We start from the raw sequence: 14,014 nt of genomic DNA, 5'->3' as shown, positions 1-14,014 counted from the left end.
CGTTGGTGCTGGCCACCTGGGGCACTACTCCTTCTCCGCCCTCGACTCAATGAATCATCCAGTATGCCTGACTTGACACACTTTGACAGAGAGGGGACCCCGCTGGAAATCGAAGGCACAGACCCGCCTCAAGCTGTTCCACTGACTGGCCTACTACAACCGGCAGCGCCGCCACTCCACCCTCGGTCACCTCACACCAGCCGGTTCGAACAACAACTCACCGCACCACATACGCTGTCACTCATCGCATGAAACCCGGTGTCCACTCCCGAGGTTGAGCCTCAGTCCCTCGGTGCACCGCACAGGCAGCCACTGAGACTCTCTGCATGAAGCCGGTGGTGACAGCTGATGATCCCTGCGGTTCAGCAACCACCAACCGAAACCACTCGAAACACCGTGACTGGCGAGAGCACGCCTGTGGCCCTCGCCGGGACGAGGGCCACAGAGCACAGTGGAACTACGACAGCGCCCCGGCATCACCCGGTCCGTCCGGGCGGGCCGGCGCGGAGTCACCCCGTCCGTCCGGGCGGTCCTGGGCAGAGTCACTCGGTGCGTCGGGGCGACCCTGGGCGGAGTCACCCCGTCCGTCCGGGCGATCCTGGGCAGAGTCACCCGGTGCGTCGGGGCGGTCCTGGGCGGAGTCGAGCTGACTGGGATCGTCAGTCATCCCGTTGGTGGCGTGCTGGCCGGTACCGGTGGCCATGCCGTCGTCGTCAGCAGCAGCTGCGGCGCCCGCCCCACCCAGGACGGTGACAGCGGCCAGGGTCGCAGCAGCAAGGACGGTACGGATACGCATGGAAGCCCTTTCGGCAGAGGTCTGATCGGACACGACAGAGGTGCCCCCGACCCTCCGGCGCACAACGTCGTCCGCGGTGCTCCCACCCGAAAGAGCGAGCGACTCCGTCGCGGACCTTGCGACTCCGAGGTCATGTGCCGTCGCGCCACGCCTCAGGAGCGGAAGCCGATCACGCCGAAACCCGGCCGTGTCTCGGCGTGACGCATCCAGTCGAGGCACTGCATGACGGCCTCCACGACTTCGGGATCCAGCAGCGGGGCCTGTCCCCGTCCCGAAGGATCACCGTGCCCACCAACCCCTCCCCCGCCGCCCCGACCGCTCCCGTACAGACCCCGGCCGCTCCCCCGGCACCGGTACCGGCGGCCTGGCCGGCCTCCCGGTGGAGGACCGCGGCGCTCGCCCCAGGCGCTCTCGCCTACCTCCTGTTCATGGCGATGGTGGTCGTCCTCTGGATCCAGTACCCGTCCGTCCGTGGACCGCTCCAGGTGACCGAAGGGATGCTTGTCTTCGCCACCATGGCCCAGCCCGCCTGAATCGGCGCGGTACGCCGACGATGACCCACCCCACCCACTTCCCATTACCGAAGTAGCAGCCTGCGGTGCCCTCATGAGGGCACCGCAACGGGTGCCGGACGCCATGGTGCTCCCGTGCGGAGCCGAGTGGTGTCCTACGCGTCGCCGACCGGCCCGCCACTCAGATCCCTGGGGGGTGCGGGGCAGGATGCCGCTGACCGCCCTGCGACGCGGGTGCAGTGCCCGGTCCAACAGGTCGAGCCCTTCGGTCACGGCGAGGAACGGCTTGTCCGCGAGGTGGACGCTCCACTCCAGTTCCCTGTCAAGATGCGCGTGTTGAGGCATCGACGCGGTCAGCCTCTTGCCACACACATAGTTGTGACGAGGTGCAGGATCTGACGTTTCGGAGGTCTTCAAGCCGCGTCGACGGGTGTGCTGAACCTCGGGGACGGCCCAATGAAAGAGCGAGATCTTCGTGGCGGCCGCTGCGGCACAATCACAGGATGATCGGCAAGCGAACCACCCATCGCACGGCGGACGGCGTCCGCATACCCGGCACCTGGCGGCACGCCTTCATCTGCAACGGCGGCACCTACTTCCTTACCGACCTCTTCATCTACGCCGACGGGCTCATCGACTGTTGGGGTCTGGTCACCGTCGAGGAGTTCCAGGAGAAGCTCCGCAGCGGTTGGGTGGCCACCACCCTCCCGGATGGAGCCGAGGCATCCGCGCACGATCTGGCCAGATGGAAGTTCAGCCAGCCACGCGCCTGGCTCACCCCCGACCTGCTCGTCGCCGAAGTACAGGACACCATCGACCAGCTGAACGGGCGGCCCGACTCAACGGGCCGCTGCCTCGCGGCTGTCGACACCTTCCTCGGCAACCGGACGGAGGAGAACCGGGCTGCGGCCCGCGCCGCGTTCCTGGCCATCCCGATGTCCCAGCGCCGCTACGCACTGGGCGACATGGACACCAAGGACTGGCCGCTGCGGGTGCTCGTGGCCGGGCCCGGCGGCCAGACCTATGTCCCGTTCGATCAGCCCATTACCCAGGAAGTCTACGACAGAGCGGTCGCCTACTTCGAGGACCGGGCCCGGTGGATGGATGAGCGGCGCACACGGGTCTCAGCGGACGGGCCGGTGGCCCCGCGCGCCCCGGCAATCAAGCTGTACCACTCGTATCCGAGCAAGTCCGTGGCGGACCCGGGCACACTGGCCCTGCGCAATGACTACCCCGCCCCGATCACCATCGGGGAGATCAGCTACCCCTCGGTCGCTCACGCCTACTGGGCTCTGTCCGTCACACAGCCCGAGGTCCGGACAGCAATCATGAACGCAGACACCTCCTCCGCCGCGCGCACGCTCGCGGCCGAGGCACCACGCCGCGAGGGCTGGGAGCAAGCCCGTACCGCCGTCATGACCAGCCTGCTGCGCGCCAAGTACGACCAACACCCCGACCTTGCCGAGATCCTTCTGGCAACGAACGACGCAACCGTGATCTACGACGACGCGGACTCGGCCTTCTGGGGTGACAACGCCGGCCGGGGCCGCAACTGGACGGACCGCATCCTCGAACTCGTCCGCTCCGAACTGTGTGCGCGGGGGGTCGGAATCCCGGGGCTCTGACCGCACCGGGCACGCGAGTCCCCAGGTTCCCGACAGCGTCAGGATCTGTCACTGAACCGGGTGTGCCCTCTCCGGGTTTCGACGATCCTGCTTCGTGGGGGGGGCACCGCCACACTCAAGGATCCGCTCAAAGCACGGCACCTTATCGACGCGGTCACGGGCTGGACCATCACCGCATTCGACGGCACCCGGCTCGCCGCCCCCCGATACCTCCCGCCGGGTTACCACCCAACCGACACCGTCTACCAGGACGACGCCGGCCAACGCCCCCTCCCGTCCCCCTTCGAACGCACCACAACCCCCGGCCCCGCCTGGACCCGCTTCTACCACAGCGACGCACAGCAGCCGTCCCTGAGCATCACGCAGATCAGCGGGAAGAGCCCCGAGGAAGCAGCCGGCACCGCCGTCACCGTCAACGGCTACCCCGGCCATCTCGACAACGACAAGAACAGCAATCGCGCAGTGACCTGGTCCGACGGCACATACACCTTCATCATCGACACAACAGGCCCCCAAGTGACCAACACTCAACCCCTGGACATCGCCAAGCAACTCAGCTGAAACTCGTTCCCACCATGCGCTGGTTCCGTCGAGGCCCCAGGTAGAGCAACGGTGAGTTACTCCGGCAGGGGTCCCCCGCCCCGGGGGCATTTGAAGAACGTGGATCTCCCCCGTCAGCCCTGGGCACTCTGCGGTTCTTGGCTGGCTGGGTCTGTCCCGCTCGAAAATACGATTCGGGGCTGTGGCCTGCTCGTTTGCTGATCCTGGCGAATGATCACGGCCCGCTGCTGTTCCGCGTAGCCGCGTGTCCAAGGACGCAGAGGTGTTGGCATTGCGGCATGAGAACGTGGTGCCGCCATCAGATCGCCCGGGTCCGGTACGAGCCGACCGACCGAGTCTGGCTCGCCGCACTCTCCCGGCTAATCCCTCGGGAGCGCCGGCGTCAGGTCTTCGCGGTCACCCCCACCACACTGCTTGCCTGGCACCGTCAATTCCTCGCCCGCAAGTGGACGTTCACCCAGCGCCGCCCCGGGCGACCTTCCACCAGGCCCATCGTCAAGCAGCTCGTCCTGCTCCTGACCCGCGAGAACAGCACCTGGGGCCACCGGCGGATCCAGGGCGCCCTCCCCCGCCTCGGCTACCCGATCGCCCCGTCCACCGTCTGGGAGATCCTCCACGCCGCCGACATCGCCCCCGCACCACAACGCTCCGGGCCGACCTGGCACCAGTTCCTCACCGCCCAGGCCCACGGCACTATCGCCGCCGACTTCCTCCACCTCGACACCGTGTCACTCAAGCGCCTGTACGCCCTGGTCTTCATCGAGCACGGCACCGGCGCCTCCACCTCGCCGGCATCACCGCCCACCCCACCTCCGCGTGGACCGTCCAGCAGGCCAGGAACTTCGCGATGACCCTGGGATGCCGGATCGACTCGCTGCGCTTCCTCATCTGGGACCGGGACAGCAAGTACACCCGCTCCTTCGACGCCGACGGCGTGGAGATCCAAGAAGCGTCACCTTTCGCTGAATGGCGTGTGCATGCCACCATGCCGACGGCCCGCCTGTCGGCATCAGCAGAGCCGCCCACGCAAGCCCTCACCTGAATGCCCCCGAACATCACCCACTTCCGCCGCTGCCGAGGCACGAGCCGCCACAAGCCACTAGCCTCGCGGCATAAGGCACAAGGCGACGGCTCGTGGCGCCCGCGAGGCCCGCCGGGCTTCTTCGTCGGCCCCGCGCGCCCCCGTACTCCCCCCCCCACGGAAGGCCCGCTCATGTCCCGCAGACGTCTCGCGCTCATGGCCGCCGGAGCCCTCGTCCTGGCTGCCGCCGCGCTTCCCCAGGTGGCCACAGCCGACACCCCCACCCCGCATCCCGACACCCTCGTCACCTACCGCGTACCGATCCGGCACACCCAGGACGCGCAAACCCTCGTCGCCGCCGGGTTCGACCTCCTGGAGCGCCGCCAGGGCAACGAGCTGTTCGTCCTGGGCGATCCGACGACCGCCGCCGCCCTGCGACACATCGGATTCAGCCCGACCGCCGTCAAGACCCAGCCGCGGCCGACCCCCAACACCGCCCGGCCCGCCGCCGGTGACACCTACAATGGCGGCTACCGCACCGTCGACGGGAACTACGCCCACCTCGACCAAGTCGCCGCGCAGCACCCGGACTTGGCCACGGTCATCACGTACGGGCAGTCCTGGCGGAAGAAGCAGGACAGCGCCAGTGGGCGGGACCTCAAGGCCATCTGCGTCACCAAGATGCGACCGGGGGACTGCGCGCTCAACCCCAACTCCACCAAGCCCCGCTTCTTCCTCATGGGGCAGATCCACGCCCGCGAGATCACCACCGGCGAGGTCGCCCTGCGGTGGATCGACGAGCTGACGACTCAGTACGGCAAGGACCCCGACATCACCAAGCTGATGGACACCACCGAGATGTGGGTCGTTCCCATCGCCAACCCGGACGGCGTCGACATCGTCGCCTCCGGCGGCGACAACCCCGTACTCCAGCGCAAGAACGCCGACAACTCCCACGGCGCGTCCTGCGGCCGGAGCGGCCAGATCGGCATCGACCTCAACCGCAACGCCAGTACCCACTGGGGCGGTCTGGGCACCTCACGGCAGCCGTGCGGCCAGGAGTACCTCGGCCCGGCCGCCGACTCCGAGCCGGAGAACACCGCCCTGGAAGGCCTGTTCCGGCAGCTGTACCCGGCCGTGCGCACCGGCACCGGGAACGGCGACCCCGCGCCGGCCGACGCCCGGGGCATGATGATCAGCCTCCACGGCGACGCGAACATGGTGCTGCTGCCCTGGGGGTTCGACCACACCGCGCACACCGGGAACGACTCCGCGCTGCGCGCCCTGGCAAGTGAGATGGGCTCGATCACGGGTTACAAGTCCGGGCAGGCCGGCGAGATCCTGTACGACGCGTCCGGCGGCACCGACGACTGGACCTTCGACAAACTCGGCCTCGCCAGCTTCACCATGGAGATCGGCGACAGCGACCGCCGCGGCTGCGACGGATTCACCCCGCCCTACTCCTGCCAGGACAGCTACTTCTGGCCCAAGCTGAAGCCCGCCCTGCTGTACGCGGCCCAGCACGCGGCGGCGCCCTACCAGACCACCGGTGCCGCCAAGCACTGATCCCGCCGACAGCGACAGCCGCCTTGTCCAGGTTCACCAAGCCCTGTTGCCGCCTGGGGCGTCATCCCCAAGCGAAGGCGCACGCATCATGTGCTGCCAGGACGCGTCGCGCCACATGTTGCGGCTCTGGCCGGTGAGCTTGCCGTCGGTGCCGGTGGAGTACGCGTACAGGGCGGCCCTGGGGCCGGCGGCCCCAGACGGCGAGGAGGCCGTCGCGGCCGGAGTTGTCGGCCTTGTACCGAGTGAGCTGGAGCATCTCGTTCCAGTTGGTCTTCTCGTCGATCCGCATCGGTCTGTTGTCGGCGAGCGTGCCACCGGCGGTGCCCGGGTACAGGCGCAGGGAGCCGTTCGGCCAGATCGCGGCGATGTCGGTGAGGCCGTCGCCGTTGAAGTCACCGGCGGTCATGACGGAGGTGACGTCCGGGATGATGGCCGCCAGGCGGGTCTGCTGGGCCCGCGCTGGTAACGGCCGACCAAGTGAATCCGTACGGCTCGGTTCCCGGAGTAGTGCCCGCCCTTGAGCACCTCGTGTCCGAAGTCGACCCCGACCTTGGGTTCCGTTTGTTCTTGCGGGCCATGAAGGCGCTATGGATCCCGATCGACAAACCCCAGCTAGACCGGTATATGACGATCGGTGAGCGTTTCGGCTTCAACGAAGCTGCCGTGCACCACGGTGAATTCCGCTCGGTCTCCAAGAGGCGCTGAGCGCGCCGACACAGCAGCGGCGGTGAGCCCTCTGAGGGCACGTTCATCAGTACGGAAAGACCAACCGGCCCATGTGAGCCGAGCACCCCGTGAACAGCTCGTCGGTCTGCTCATGGCCACCCGGCCACGGCCGGTCTACGGCGCTGGCCTCTGCCGGATGGCGAGCACAGCGGTGAACTCCGCGACCGCCTTTTCGTCGCTGGGGTCCAGGGGCCCGTACTCCGGCGGGAAGTACGGCACTTCCACATCGATCTTCGTCGGCTCCTACGACTATTCCTACGAGGTCGTCTCGGAGGAGGGTAAGAAGGTCGAGGTTAAAATCACGGTCGAGGACGAGACCACATTCAACTCTCTGGTGCATCCTCCGATCGCCCGCGATGCGTGGGACAAGTGGATCGGCGGCCCGGTCGACTCAGCCGCTGACTGGTTCGGCGGTCCTATGCGGACCAAGAAGCAGAGGGTCAGCTGGACTGAGGAACTGGAAGAGAAATGAAGTTGAAGTTGATCGTCCCACTCGTCGTGGTGGGCGTTGTTGGGCTGATCGTGGCGGCCTTCTGCCTCCTGAACCCTTTCGGAGGCTCGGCCAAATGTGATGATCTCGTGGGCTCCTGGTCCGGCAACCGCGGCGCAGAGCTGACTTTCCACAAGGACGGAACTCTCATCGCAGTGAATGTACCCCTCCGCTTCTCGTTCCCGGACGACTCCCCCACCGAGCCCTTCACCGGTAAGGGGACGTGGACCTTGGCGGAGAAGCCCGCTCTCGACGATCAGCAGATCGACCTGGCGCTCGGCCAGGATGACGGAGCCACGCGAGGCCTTCACCTGCGCGTCATGGGAGACGAAGGTCGAGACGGAATTTACATTCCGGTGTCCGAGGACTCCGCGAAGAAGTTCACCTTCAAGAAAACTCGCTAGAGTGCCGCCCCTGTAACGCTCCTACCGAGGGTCCGGTTTTCAGGATGGAGGTTCCCGCAGAACAATGTAGGGAGCGTTTCATGGGGCAGCGTTCTCGCGCTGGCGTTGCGCGAGGGCCCAGAGGGCTTCAGCACACACGTACCCCGAAGGTGACTTCGGGGTCTACGCGGGCGTCGGCAGGTCGAGTCGCGTGAAGTGTTCGGGCGTGAGCGCGCGCAGGAAGTCCGCCGCGTCGAAGGCCTCCCCGGCGGCGACCACGCCCGTCGCGCGGAGGCGTCCGTCGAGGACACGCGCGAGGGCCTCGACGACGAGCGGTGCCGTGACCGCGTAGATGTCACGGCCGCCCGCGACCGCGCGGCGCGTCTCGCTGCCCCTGCGGACGGCCGCCTCGACGAGGAACGTCTGCGCCGAGCGCCCGCTGCTGTCGGCGGGGACGGGCTCGGGTGTGGTCGCGTCCCGTACGTCCCGCAGCGGCGCGAGGTTCATCACGGCACGCACCTCGGGCGTCCGCACATGGCGCGAGACGGTCACCTGGTCGGCCGTCGCGAACGGAGCGGCGTCCTGCGTGCCGAACGGCTCGGGAAACTCCCACGGGAATTCCTGCGGCGTGTAGTCGAAGGGGCTCAACTTGCCTGCTGTGTAGGTGAGTTGCTGCCCTGCGTTGCTCTTGCCGGTGAGCCGACTGCCGAGGGTGGGCAGCCAGCTGTCGAGGGCGTACGCGAGGACCACCTCGTCCACCTCCGTCCAGTCGCCCAGGGCCGCGGTGGCCAGCAGGTCGCCAACGGCGCCGTAGAACGCGACCGAGGGCGCGAGGACGATGCCCGCCTCCTTCGCCCGTGCGTCGTACGTGTCGAACAGCGCGGCCGTGACGGCCTGTTCGGCGCCGACGTCCAGGTACGGGAGGCGGGCGCGCAGTGCCGCCTGGGCGACGGGGAGCGCGGTCGCGAGGAACGGACCCGCGCAGTTGACGACCGCCGAAGTGCCTTCCAGCGCGCGGTCGAGGGAGGCCCCGTCCCCGGTCGACGCGACGCGCACGGGTGCGTCGGGAGCGAGCGCGCCGAGCCCGTCGAGCTTCGCCGCGTCGCGGCCTACGAGCACGACTCTCGCACCCCGGTTCAGGAGCTCCTTCACGACGAAGCGGCCCGTGTGGCCTGCGGCCCCCATGACGGCGACAGGCCGCTCGTCGGGCCAGGTGACAGCGTGCGGAACAGACATGGGGGAAAGGGCGGAACTCATCGTTGGCTCCCGGTTTCTGCAGGTGGTAGGTGGTGTGACGCCATAGTGCGGGACCCGGATCCACATGCGCCAGCGGCCGGAATGACATGGGGCGTACAGTTTCGGACATGAGTACATCTGCGACTTCGGACGGCCGGACCGTGGCGCTCGCCGTCGCCGAGGGGAGCATGCTCTTCGAGGCCGCGGCGGCCTGCGAGGTGTTCGGCACCGACCACTCCGAGCTGGTCGATCCCTGGTACTCGTTCCGCGTGTGCGGCTCGCGGCAGGCCCGTGTCGGGGGCTGGCTCCGCGCCGACACCACCCACGGTCTGGATGCCCTCGCCTCCGCGCACACGGTGATCGTCCCGGCCCAGGACGACATCGAGGGCGACCCGCCGGGCGAGCTGATCGACGCCGTCCGCGCCGCGCACGCCGCCGGCGCCCGCATCGTCTCGCTGTGCACCGGGGCGTTCGTGCTGGCCGCGGCGGGGCTCCTCGACGGCCGCCGCGCCACCACACACTGGGCTCATGCCGACCTGCTCGCGGCGCGGTATCCGAAGGTGACGGTCGACGCCGGGGTGCTCTTCACCGACGAGGACGGCGTCCTCACCTCGGCGGGCAAGGCCGCCGGGATGGACCTGTGCCTGCACATCGTCCGCACCGACCACGGCGCGACGGTGGCCAACGCACTCGCCCGCCACCTCGTCGTACCGCCGCACCGGGACGGCGGCCAGGCCCAGTTCATCCCCGCGCCGGTGACCCACGGGCGCGACCACCCGCTCGCCGACCTGCTGCCCTGGGCCCTCGACCGCCTCGACCAGCCGCTCACGGTGGAGGACCTGGCCCGGCAGGCGGCCATGAGCAGCCGCAACCTGGCCCGGCACTTCCACACCGTCACCGGGACCTCGCCGCTGCGCTGGCTGCTGAGCCAGCGCGTACGGCTGGCTCAGGAGCTGCTGGAGTCGGGTGACGACAGCGTCGAGCACATCGCGGCGCGCACGGGCATGGGGACGTCCGCGACCCTGCGCCGCCACTTCGCCCGCGTCACGGGCCTGCCGCCCGAGGCATACCGGCGCACCTTCGGCATGCGTTGACATCCCCTCGGTCCGAGCACCGGCGCGGACCGAGGGGACACCGGCTTCAAGGGACGAACACGCTCCGGCTCCCGTTCGGGCGGTATGTCTCAACGGGTAGATCAACCAGGCGACCTGTCCCGTGCAGTTGGGCCCGGAGTGCACCTCGGCGACCGCGTCCGTGTGGTTGGTCACCACGGACGGCACGAAGTCCCCGAGGGGGAAGCAGCCGCTCGGATCCTCATGAGCCACACCGTCGATGATCAATACCCCCTCAGCCGCGTACGCGGCATTCGGAGTCCCCAGCGCGAGTGCCGCGGCCGCCGTGAACACACCGAGCGCCGTCACCATGCAGCTTGCGGGGCTCGAAAAGTCATCTCTGCAGCTCAAGCGGCATATCGGTACTCGCTGATGACCCCGCCGAGGATCGGGGTAGGCAGGAGTCCGGGATCACGAGCTGGTGCAAGACCGTCGGCTGCTCCCCGGCCTCGGGCGGTCGTTGGTCCCGTGATCGGTGTGGCCGATGCCTGTTGTAGTCCTGGTACTCGGCGAGGACCTGTCGGGTGTGGGCCTCGTTCGTAATGCAGGATGTGGTCGAGGACCTCGCACCGGATAGTGCCGATTACTCGCTCGCAGTGGGCGTTGAGATGCGGGGTATAGGCGGGCAGCTCCTCCACTGTCACGACCAGCACGTCGAACGCAGCGGTCACCGCCTGGGACAGGAAGCCACCCCGGCGGCCGAGCCAGGAACACATCATGCTCACGCGCGGCCCGCTCCCCACCAAGCCCCGCCCGCTCCCCCGGTGACAGATCACGGCGCAGCGCACGGCGCAACGTGGTCAGCGACGGCACAGCAGCCGGAGGTGACTGACGGGCAGCGCGCGAAGCCAGATCGCGGTGAACAGCCGCCACGTTCCCATCTGAAGCGCCACCAGCGCCCGGACCTCGGCAGTGACGACGAACCGGTCCGTCCTCACCCCACGAACACCAGGCGGGGCCGAGCACACCATCGGCGTGAAGCGGCTTGGCAAGCCACCGCCACCCGTCCGCTCCGATACCCCCAACGCCCCTGCGGCTACCCGGTGGTGTCGGTGATGGCCCGTCAGGTTGGTGGGTTTGTGCTGGTGGTGTGAGTGGTTGACCTGGATGTCGCTGGCCGCGGCCATGTTCAAGGAGGCGACGACGAGTTCGGCGTCGTGCCGCTCGCCCATGCGTAGCCGAGCAGGCGGCGCGAGAAGAGATCGATGACGCAGGCCAAATGCGGTTTGCCCTCGCCGGACCTCGCGCGGTCGTTGGTTCGTCTCGCCACTTGTAGAACCAGGACTCCGACACCCCCACAACCCGGCAGGCCACACGGTGCGGGATCTTGTACTCGGCCCTCTGGTCACCGATGAACGCGGCCACGGCCGCGGGGTCGGCCCCGGTCACTTCACCGAGAGCGGTAGGGTCGGCCCGGGGCGCGGTGCTGGCCTTGCGACCAGCTCGTTTCCCCGGGCCGCCCTCCGCACCCGCCGTGCCCGTTCCCGAGCAACGGGCGCTCCACAAGCCCCGGTTGGACGGATATCTCAGCCGGTGCTGGGCCACGGCGCGGGGATCTTTGTTCCCCGGTAGAGGTAACGGACGGTCTTCACCCTGGCGGGATCGAACAGCCGCACCTCGTCCGTGACGGGCCACCATCGGCCCCCGCAGTAGCGGCGGCGCAGATCCTTCCAGGTGCTTCGGCGGAACTTCCTTCGCAGCCACTTGATCACCCGCTGCCAGACGAAATGGCGCAGGTATCGGAAGGTGGCATGCGAGACACCGAAGCGGAAGTAGGCGGTCCAGCCCCGCAGCACCCGGTTGAGGCGGTGCAGCAGGACTTCCAGCGGCAGGTTGGTGTCCTGTCGGCACATAGTGCGCACCTTGTCCTTGACCGACGCGAGCGCCTTCTTGGACAGGTAGGTGTAGACGTAGTGCCGGTTAGTGCGGAAACGGAGATGGACATGTCTGATGCCGGCGGTCAGGTCGCTCCCGCGTCGAGAAGCTCCTGGAACGCCCGGTTCACTCGCAGCGACTTCTTGAGCTCCTTCACCGTGGCGCCGGGGATGGCCTGGGAGTACCCGGATGCGGCGTGCTGGTGGGCCATGACGAAGTCCTTGATCTTCGAGTCGCGGATGCCGGGGTGGTCCTCGGCGTACTGAAGGATTCCGTCGAACACATCGGGGATCAGGGCAGCGAAATCGTCGATGCAGACATCCCCGTCGCCGTCGAAGTACGAAGCGAACAACAGCCGCGTGTCGTCGTCGAAGAGCGCCCATCGGGCATCGTGCAGCGTCCCGATCCGTGCCTGGATCTGCGCCTCCCTCTCCAGGTCGCTCTGGCTGAGGACCTCGCGGAGCTGCTGTCCCTGCCCCGGTTTGATCTTGAAGATGAGGGTGAACTCGTTGGTGGGTCCCCGGCTCATTCCGGGCCGCCGATGCTGTGCCTGAGTCGCCATCGTGCACGGCCCTCTCTGCTCTGAAGTCCTTGGAACGGCATCACATGTCTGTCCCTGACGGCACGATCACTATCGGGATGGGGTGAGAGGTTCAGCGAAGGGAGGATCGACGGGGCGTCCCACGCCATCAGCATGGCGCCCTACGTGGACTGATGGGCCGTCGTGGCACATCCGGGGAGGCGGAAGATCACCCCCGTCGGCTCCCCGACCGGTCCCGGGGCATCTCCGAGGCCGACAGGACCTATGGCTCCGAGGGCTTCCCGGCGATGGCGTCGTAGACGCTGACGCGTAGGCGGCGTTGCCAGCCCTCGCGCTCCTCCCGGGCGAGCGACCGTTGGTCCTTGCGGCTGCCGGCCGGGTAGCGGGCCCGCGCCCACGGGGAGCCGGGACGGGCCAGCCGCAGCGCGCCGATCACCGCGAAGAGCGGTACGAGGATCCCGAGCAGGCCGGTGAACGCCTTGCCCTTGCTGAGCGTTACCAGCGCGAAGCCCGCGTTGACCACGACAACGGCCGCGTACATCCATGCGGAGACCGGCGCCCCGTCCACCGACGCGCCGTCGACACCGAAGGGCGCTGCCCCGAGCAGCAGCAGTCCGCAGACCGCCGCGCCGACGACCACGGCATCCACCGAGAGCCTGCCCTCCTCGGACCAGTAGACGTCCCTCAGGTGCAGGATCAGCGCGAACTCGTCCAGCACCAGCGCCGTCCCGATACCGAAGAGCGCCGCCTCGGTCTCGGCCCACGGATGCCTGCCGCCGATCGGGGAGGCCAGCCCCAGCCCTCCGATGATCATGAAGACGACGCCGAAGACCGCATGGTGGATGTGCAGCCCGCCGGGCGTGACGTTCTTCGGCCACCAGGACACCTCCGCCCGGATCATCCGGACACTGAACCGGATGAACAGGAACGCCCCGAGGAAGCCCAGCAGCAAGAACAACAGGGGCTGCTTGCCCGGGTCCAGGATCTCTCGCCGGTACCAGTCGCCCATCGCTCACGCCTCAGGCTTGGCGGGCGACCGGCCGCGCCGGCTGCGGGCGAGGGCCAGGAACCCGGCGACGACCACCACAGAGGTCACCACCCCCGCCAGTGTGCCGCCACGGAACCACGGCGCGTTCACGTCCATGACCCGCTGCCCGGCGTGCGAAGCGCTGCCCCGTCCGGCCACCACGCTCAGCGTCCACAGGTTCGGCAGCGCGAGCACCACAGCCAGGGCGAGCCAGCTGGCCGTTGCCTTCCATGACCGCCGCTTGTGCAGGCCGATCCAGGCCACGATCAACGGCAGCAGCGTGCAGGTGACGCCGAGCGCCAGACCGATCACCAGCCCGACGCCCAGATGGCCGCGCACCGCGTCACCTACCCGCTGCGACCACCAGCGCGGGATGGTCGCGGCCAGGATGAAGTAGGCCGCGACGAGAACGGCCAGCGCCACGGCGCCGGACAGCGCCCGCTTGCGCCAGTCGGGAGCACGCCCTGACGCCCCCGTCTGTCGTGACCTCATGATCCGATGCTGACACCGGACCGCCCCGCCCGCAGTGCAAGGGGCAGGTGT

General features: G+C 68.4%; 16 protein-coding genes and 1 pseudogene. 9 read left to right on the top strand and 8 right to left on the bottom strand.

What is annotated here, in order from left to right; translation table 11 throughout:
- Positions 1 to 457 precede the first annotated feature (457 nt).
- Positions 458 to 796: a hypothetical protein gene (locus ACIBK6_RS40520; protein WP_399058181.1), complete on the bottom strand. Its 339-nt coding sequence runs from the start codon at positions 794 to 796 to the stop codon at positions 458 to 460.
- A 197-nt stretch (positions 797 to 993) separates the two neighbouring features.
- On the opposite strand from ACIBK6_RS40520, the gene ACIBK6_RS40515 reads away from it, so the two are divergent.
- The 5 genes and pseudogenes from ACIBK6_RS40515 to ACIBK6_RS40495 all read left to right on the top strand — a co-directional run bounded on the left by ACIBK6_RS40515 (position 994) and on the right by ACIBK6_RS40495 (position 6,081).
- The gene (locus ACIBK6_RS40515; protein ID WP_399058179.1) at positions 994 to 1,329 is read left to right on the top strand and encodes a hypothetical protein; all 336 of its coding nucleotides are present in this window, start codon (positions 994 to 996) and stop codon (positions 1,327 to 1,329) included.
- Positions 1,330 to 1,811: 482 nt separating this feature from the next.
- A complete protein-coding gene (locus ACIBK6_RS40510) occupies positions 1,812 to 2,933 on the top strand; it encodes an NADAR family protein (protein WP_399058178.1) in 1,122 nt (373 codons plus the stop codon).
- Between the two features lie 60 nt (positions 2,934 to 2,993).
- A complete protein-coding gene (locus ACIBK6_RS40505; protein WP_399058176.1) occupies positions 2,994 to 3,494 on the top strand; it encodes a hypothetical protein in 501 nt (166 codons plus the stop codon).
- Positions 3,495 to 3,756: 262 nt separating this feature from the next.
- Positions 3,757 to 4,458: pseudogene (locus ACIBK6_RS40500) on the top strand (integrase); the annotation flags it as partial.
- 249 nt (positions 4,459 to 4,707) lie between these two features.
- Positions 4,708 to 6,081, top strand: a complete 1,374-nt coding sequence (locus ACIBK6_RS40495; RefSeq protein ID WP_399058174.1) for a M14 family zinc carboxypeptidase — start codon at positions 4,708 to 4,710, stop codon at positions 6,079 to 6,081.
- Between the two features lie 61 nt (positions 6,082 to 6,142).
- Here the strand turns inward: ACIBK6_RS40495 and ACIBK6_RS40490 are convergent, their stop codons facing one another.
- A complete protein-coding gene (locus ACIBK6_RS40490; protein ID WP_399058172.1) occupies positions 6,143 to 6,487 on the bottom strand; it encodes an FG-GAP repeat protein in 345 nt (114 codons plus the stop codon).
- Positions 6,488 to 6,609: 122 nt separating this feature from the next.
- Between ACIBK6_RS40490 and ACIBK6_RS40485 the strand changes: the two genes are divergently transcribed.
- From ACIBK6_RS40485 to ACIBK6_RS40475, 3 genes are all read left to right on the top strand, one after another.
- Positions 6,610 to 6,786: a hypothetical protein gene (locus ACIBK6_RS40485; RefSeq protein WP_399058170.1), complete on the top strand. Its 177-nt coding sequence runs from the start codon at positions 6,610 to 6,612 to the stop codon at positions 6,784 to 6,786.
- Between the two features lie 157 nt (positions 6,787 to 6,943).
- Positions 6,944 to 7,279, top strand: a complete 336-nt coding sequence (locus ACIBK6_RS40480) for a hypothetical protein (RefSeq protein WP_399058168.1) — start codon at positions 6,944 to 6,946, stop codon at positions 7,277 to 7,279.
- A complete protein-coding gene (locus tag ACIBK6_RS40475; protein ID WP_399058166.1) occupies positions 7,276 to 7,701 on the top strand; it encodes a hypothetical protein in 426 nt (141 codons plus the stop codon). The genes ACIBK6_RS40480 and ACIBK6_RS40475 overlap by 4 nt, the downstream gene beginning before the upstream one ends.
- A gap of 162 nt (positions 7,702 to 7,863) precedes the next feature.
- Here ACIBK6_RS40475 and ACIBK6_RS40470 read toward each other — a convergent pair whose 3' ends face one another.
- Entirely contained in the window at positions 7,864 to 8,937 is a 1,074-nt protein-coding gene (locus ACIBK6_RS40470) for a saccharopine dehydrogenase family protein (protein WP_399058164.1), read from the bottom strand.
- Between the two features lie 107 nt (positions 8,938 to 9,044).
- Between ACIBK6_RS40470 and ACIBK6_RS40465 the strand changes: the two genes are divergently transcribed.
- A complete protein-coding gene (locus tag ACIBK6_RS40465) occupies positions 9,045 to 10,010 on the top strand; it encodes a GlxA family transcriptional regulator (protein ID WP_399058162.1) in 966 nt (321 codons plus the stop codon).
- Positions 10,011 to 10,828: 818 nt separating this feature from the next.
- On the opposite strand, the gene ACIBK6_RS40460 is transcribed toward ACIBK6_RS40465, so the two are convergent.
- The 5 genes from ACIBK6_RS40460 to ACIBK6_RS40440 form a co-directional block, all read right to left on the bottom strand.
- Complete coding sequence (locus tag ACIBK6_RS40460; protein ID WP_399058160.1) at positions 10,829 to 11,200, bottom strand: hypothetical protein; 372 nt, start codon at positions 11,198 to 11,200, stop codon at positions 10,829 to 10,831.
- A gap of 354 nt (positions 11,201 to 11,554) precedes the next feature.
- Positions 11,555 to 11,926, bottom strand: coding sequence for a group II intron maturase-specific domain-containing protein (locus ACIBK6_RS40455; RefSeq protein WP_399058185.1), 372 nt, complete (start codon positions 11,924 to 11,926; stop codon positions 11,555 to 11,557).
- A 62-nt stretch (positions 11,927 to 11,988) separates the two neighbouring features.
- Positions 11,989 to 12,432 (bottom strand): hypothetical protein, encoded by a 444-nt coding sequence (locus tag ACIBK6_RS40450; protein WP_399058191.1) that lies wholly within the window; start codon positions 12,430 to 12,432, stop codon positions 11,989 to 11,991.
- Between the two features lie 274 nt (positions 12,433 to 12,706).
- Positions 12,707 to 13,453 carry a hypothetical protein gene (locus ACIBK6_RS40445; protein ID WP_399058158.1) on the bottom strand — a complete coding sequence of 249 codons (747 nt, stop codon included), beginning with the start codon at positions 13,451 to 13,453 and terminating at the stop codon, positions 12,707 to 12,709.
- A gap of 3 nt (positions 13,454 to 13,456) precedes the next feature.
- On the bottom strand, positions 13,457 to 13,963 hold the full coding sequence (locus tag ACIBK6_RS40440; protein ID WP_399058156.1) for a hypothetical protein: 507 nt from the start codon (positions 13,961 to 13,963) through the stop codon (positions 13,457 to 13,459).
- Between the last annotated feature and the right edge of the window lie 51 nt (positions 13,964 to 14,014).

The organism is Streptomyces sp. NPDC050485 (assembly GCF_044458185.1).
GTDB lineage: Bacteria > Actinomycetota > Actinomycetes > Streptomycetales > Streptomycetaceae > Streptomyces.
Note: the sequence above shows the minus strand (reverse complement) of the source record. Positions and strands in the feature narration are given on the sequence as shown.